Genomic DNA, 4,863 nt, shown 5'->3' with positions numbered 1-4,863 from the left:
ATTCTTAAATAAACTTTCTCTGTATCATGACGTACGATCAGTGGTAATCAGGATACTTTTTGCCCCCAGGCCCGACTCAGTAAAGACTTCCATGATGGTACAGCCAACCTTACTGCAGGCTTTGTTAAACTGCGCCTTGAAGTCATTAATGGATTGTGGTGCAAAGTAATCAATGCCGAACAGCTCAGCCGCATGTTGTGCTGCAAGGCCATGGGGTGTGACAAAATAATCATTAACTCGGGCGGCATCATTGCTACATCCTCTGGTGGTCACATAGAAAATACCACCACCGTCGTTATTGATCAGCACAATAACCAGCGGCGTTTTGCACTGCGCCGCCAAGTGCAGGGAGTTAAGGTCATGGAGGAAAGAGATGTCCCCGATCAGTAAAACCATTGGCCCCTGATTTCCAGCCGCACATCCTGCTGCAGTGGCAATCAGTCCATCAATGCCACTGACTCCACGACTGGCATAAACCCGAGGCAAATGATGTGTTGAGAAAATATCCACCATGCGAATGGGCAAACTGTTACCCAGGAACAGGCTGCTTCCCGGAGGTAGCAATTCCCCCAGAGAAGCACCGAGCCATTGCTCACCCAACTGGCCCGGCCGTCGACTGTTGAGCAATTCACCCAGCTGTTCTGCCCGGGCTGTCAATGGTGTGCTCCATTCCCTGTCAGCTTGTATCCCTTCACTGCTCCGTAACAGTTGATGACCAACCGAATCAATATCACCCACCAGCCGCACATTCTGCCGCTGCCCTGTATCGACTCTTCTGGGAGCAGGATCAAGCATCCAATAGGCCTGCCAATGGTGCCGCCCCATAAACTGATCCAACCGTTTGGATGTCAGGTAACCACCAATGTGCAGCACACGGTCAACCTTATCGAATAAGCTTTCGCTGGCTGAACTGGCCAATAACAGGTCAGCATGCCTGATGGCCTTTGGATGGCCGTGCAGCTGTGACTGCACATCGGCAATTAGCGGCCAACCCAAGCGTTCCGATAGCTGCACGATGACATTAACATTCGTTTCAGGCATCACCCGCCCAACAACAATCAGACCCTTACCATCGATAAAATGCTGCCATCGACCAATATCGGGCAACCGGGTTAACTCTGGTACAAAATACTCAGTATAAGTCCTTAACGAGGCTATCCATGGCTGGATACTGGCAAGATAGACGTCATTTTCAATATGAACAGTTTCTTCCACCTGATGGGGGTAAAGCGGTTCCCGAAACATGCAGTTGATATGCACAGGCAGCCCCGACACTGACGAGCGAGCATACGCCTGATCAATACTGCCCAGCAACCATCGCAAGGAGATAGACCTGTCCGGGGTTGGCAAATCCAGCGTCGCTCCGGTGTAGTTACCAAAAATATTCCGCTGATCAATGGCCTGATTTGCGCCGCAGTCAATCAACTCAGGGGGACGATCAGCCGTCAGCACCACCAGCGGTATACCCGACTGGTGAGCTTCAATGATGGCCGGGTAGAGATTGGCAACAGCAGTGCCTGAAGTGGTGATCAAAGCCACCGGTTCCTGGCTGGCTTTGGCCAGACCCAGGGCAAAAAAACCGAGTCCTCGCTCATCGAAATGAACATGGCGAGTCATCCCTTGATGAGCTGCAACGGCAAAGGTTAATGGTGCAGAGCGAGATCCCGGAGCAATACAGCAATGTCGGACACCCAGTCGCCACAGTTCTTCAATCAGCACTGCAGACCACATGCTGTTGATATTTACGTAATCGGTTTTAACTGTCATAAGCTCACCGGCCCGGGCAGCCAGCCACAGATAGGGTATTGCAAGATTTTCATTGCCAATGCAGTTTTTCAGGCTGATCTGCTGGTGGGTTAACAGGATCTAAGAAAACGCTGCATAATCATTACTATCAACACACTGCCGTGCCTGAGCTGGCAATGTGGTGGCCTGTTGACGATCAAGAATATCCAGTACCGTGGCAATTTTATTGTCCAACTCGGACCACTCCTCGTCGGCCACCGAGTCCTTTACAATACCCGCACCGGAGTAAAGCATCAGGACATTACCAGCCAGACGGGCGCTGCAAATGGCCACACTGAAATCACTCTTTCGAATACCAACAATCCCGCACACTCCGGCATACAATCCACGGGGGCAGGGTTCGTTGGCTGCAATAAACGAAAATGCCTCCTCTCTTGGAACACCCCCTACGGCAGGGGTAGGATGCAGTACGTCCAGCAACTGCTGATCGCACACGTCGAGGTTCAGTACGCCACGAATCTGGTAACGCAAATGCTGAATATGGTGAAGTTTGACAACACAGTGGCTACGATCCGCTTCCAGGGACTGGCACATGGGTTGCAGCCTGTGGCAGATATCATCCAGAACCAGACGGTTTTCATGGATATTTTTACCATCGCTCATCAGCAGGCTTGCCAGCTGGGCATCTTCAAACAGGTTCTGACCACGGACAATGGTGCCTGCCAGGGCCTCGGTAGAGATAATATTTTCCAGTCGCTTCACCAGTCGCTCAGGGGAGCAGCCAAAAAATGTTTGTCCCTGCCCCTGAAACAGGAACTGATAGGAATGGGGGTTCGCCTGCTGCCACGGGTAAAGCAATGAGAATGGGGAAAGATGCCCCGCCAGTTTCAGACACGTTACCCGGGCCAACACCACCTTATCGAGCACGCCAGATGCAAAAGCCTGCCGGGCCTTGTCAACCAGTTGGTGCCAGACACTCACATCCGGCTGGTAACCCGCAACCTGAAAAGTAAAGTCAGCCTCAGGCAACTGCTGGCTAAAGTTGAGTGCTGAGATAATCTCCAGAGCCTTGCGAATACTGCTATGGTATTCCAAAGCGTTGTCAGACCTGAGGTTCACAGCCAACACCGTTCCCTTGCGAGTCTCAACCAATTCCAGCAGAGGCAGGATGATCCTTCCGTAACCAAAAGCAGGCCAGATTGACGCTTCATCATCCGCAAAAGAGAGGTAGCATAGGCAGTGACTGTCGGTATGCTCTGGCAAATGACTCAGGATTTTGTGAGCACTGGCAAATGCAGAAGCCAGATCCTGGCGACAGGATAAAGCTTGTGACCAGCTATAACCGAGCACAGCTATGGCGTGATCGCCTTCCCTGTCTCTCCAGAACGCTCTTTCACGGCAGTTCTGCGCAGCCAGAAAGCCCTGCAGATGAATGGCAGGGAAAGGGCATTCAATTCTGACCAGCTGCTTTTCAGGCACAGGTTGATACATCAGCCTTTGCAACTGTTGCACCATCAATGCTAACTGAGCCTGGATTGCGCTGGTCAAGACATCCTGCCAATTAAGAGAGTTAAACATGGTAATAGTAGATGAATTTTTCCGCCTGACTTTCTATCATGAGATTTTTTCAACGCTGAAATTCATACAGAACTGAATCCTTGATCCGTTTCATCAGTACAGGTAACAATTCACTATGGCCACCAATGGAGAGTCAGCCAGACAATGGCTGGAACAGAACAGGGAGCAGGTCTCGGAGGAGCGAATTCTCCAAATTCGCAATAACCTGGTAAAAAAAATAGACCAGATGGTTGATGCGGATAACATGAATGTATCGGATGAGCATCAAGGCTTGTTAGAGGCCCTTGATGTGATGGATGCCTGGCTTCAGGAACGCGCAAGCCCCCGGGAAACAGCAACAGAAACTTCAGCACTGGATTACAGCCCGCTCATTCAGGAGCCCTCGGAAACGGCCCCAAAGCTGACTCAGGAAGAAAAACAGCGCCGCTTCCAGAATCTGCTAAAGGCCACAAAAAAATAAAAATGGTGAGGCTGCGCCCAGACAACCTCATCGACTGGCGGCCCGGGCATCACACTTTCAACCGCTCACACTCCATAACGACCCGATCATAGGTCCAGTCCCCACCGCCGGGATGCTTAACCTCATGCTCAATCAGCTTCTGGCAAATCTGCATAGGGTTCAGCCCCTTTTTTGCCAGTCGCTCCAGGGTCTGCTTCAGCTCATTGTCTGCTTCACTGAATTCCCGGGCGTTTCTGGATCCTTTCTTTCTGACTGCAACTTTAATTTGCTTCATCGTCAACTCACCTGAAACAACGTGGACCTTTGGGAGGCGAACTACCTGGCAACTTGTTGGCAACTAGTTGGCAACTACCTAGAATAACACCCTGGCGAGAATAGTAGCAGGGTAATCTATTCTCAGTCAGACTCCCGAATAATCTATACTCTATGCTTAGATTCTGCGTGCGGTAAAGCAGGAGTTTACTATGAAACGCCTTTACTACCTGACTGGCTCACTGGACAGTGTTACCAAAATTACCGAAGACCTGCACCGGGATGGTATCACCGACTGGCATCTCCATGTTTTAAGCCGAAACGAAGCGGGCCTTTATCACAAACAAGTTCACAGTGCCAATATGCTGCAGGAAAACGATGTGATTCACTCCGGAGAGATGGGCGCCGTCATTGGCGGTGTTGCCGGTCTGCTGGCGGCTACAGTGATTGAGTGGTGGAACCCGATCGGGATAGATATCCCTCTACCTGCCCTTCTGGTGGTCGCTGGCGTCTTTACTATGTTTGGTGCCTGGAGCGGTGGGTTGGCAGGTATCACCCGCGAGAATTACAAAACGGCCCGATTCCACGATGATCTGGTAAAAGGCAAACATTTGATAATGGTGGATGTATCCAAACAACAGGAGCAGCGAGTGCGCTACCATCTGAGCAAATATCATCCGGAAGCCGCTCTTGCCGGTGTGGATACCACCCTGACACTGCCTTTCAGCCCTAACTTCTGGCGTTACCCGCGCCACAACTAGTTAGTAGGTAGTAGGAGGCTGTCCGAGAATAGACTGCCCTACGCGGCAACTGCTCCTGCGTTGCTC

5 protein-coding genes are annotated in these 4,863 nt (G+C 51.2%); 2 read left to right on the top strand and 3 right to left on the bottom strand.

From position 1 onward, the window contains the following. Positions 1–24: 24 nt before the first annotated feature. Positions 25–1,767 (bottom strand): 2-succinyl-5-enolpyruvyl-6-hydroxy-3-cyclohexene-1-carboxylic-acid synthase, encoded by a 1,743-nt coding sequence (gene menD / locus KDK14_RS04280; protein WP_257263782.1) that lies wholly within the window; start codon positions 1,765–1,767, stop codon positions 25–27. Positions 1,768–1,866: 99 nt separating this feature from the next. Then, on the bottom strand, positions 1,867–3,294 hold the full coding sequence (locus KDK14_RS04275; protein WP_257263781.1) for an isochorismate synthase MenF: 1,428 nt from the start codon (positions 3,292–3,294) through the stop codon (positions 1,867–1,869). A gap of 145 nt (positions 3,295–3,439) precedes the next feature. On the opposite strand from KDK14_RS04275, the gene KDK14_RS04270 reads away from it, so the two are divergent. Next, on the top strand, positions 3,440–3,784 hold the full coding sequence (locus tag KDK14_RS04270) for a hypothetical protein (RefSeq protein WP_257263780.1): 345 nt from the start codon (positions 3,440–3,442) through the stop codon (positions 3,782–3,784). Between the two features lie 49 nt (positions 3,785–3,833). Here the strand turns inward: KDK14_RS04270 and KDK14_RS04265 are convergent, their stop codons facing one another. Continuing rightward, positions 3,834–4,058 (bottom strand): hypothetical protein, encoded by a 225-nt coding sequence (locus KDK14_RS04265; protein WP_257263779.1) that lies wholly within the window; start codon positions 4,056–4,058, stop codon positions 3,834–3,836. Positions 4,059–4,248: 190 nt separating this feature from the next. Between KDK14_RS04265 and KDK14_RS04260 the strand changes: the two genes are divergently transcribed. Next, positions 4,249–4,797 carry a hypothetical protein gene (locus KDK14_RS04260; protein ID WP_257263778.1) on the top strand — a complete coding sequence of 183 codons (549 nt, stop codon included), beginning with the start codon at positions 4,249–4,251 and terminating at the stop codon, positions 4,795–4,797. Positions 4,798–4,863: the final 66 nt, after the last annotated feature.

Source organism: Endozoicomonas sp. ONNA2, from assembly GCF_024606365.1.
In the GTDB taxonomy this organism is placed as follows: domain Bacteria; phylum Pseudomonadota; class Gammaproteobacteria; order Pseudomonadales; family Endozoicomonadaceae; genus Endozoicomonas.
The sequence above is the reverse complement of the archived record's forward strand: the minus strand, read 5'-3'. Positions and strand labels throughout refer to the sequence as shown.

Coding starts and splice junctions, on each gene's coding strand:
- menD (WP_257263782.1), bottom strand. CDS start 1,767: ATGACAGTTAAAACCGATTACGTAAATATCAACAGCATGTGGTCTGCA.
- KDK14_RS04270 (WP_257263780.1), top strand. CDS start 3,440: ATGGCCACCAATGGAGAGTCAGCCAGACAATGGCTGGAACAGAACAGG.
- KDK14_RS04265 (WP_257263779.1), bottom strand. CDS start 4,058: ATGAAGCAAATTAAAGTTGCAGTCAGAAAGAAAGGATCCAGAAACGCC.
- KDK14_RS04260 (WP_257263778.1), top strand. CDS start 4,249: ATGAAACGCCTTTACTACCTGACTGGCTCACTGGACAGTGTTACCAAA.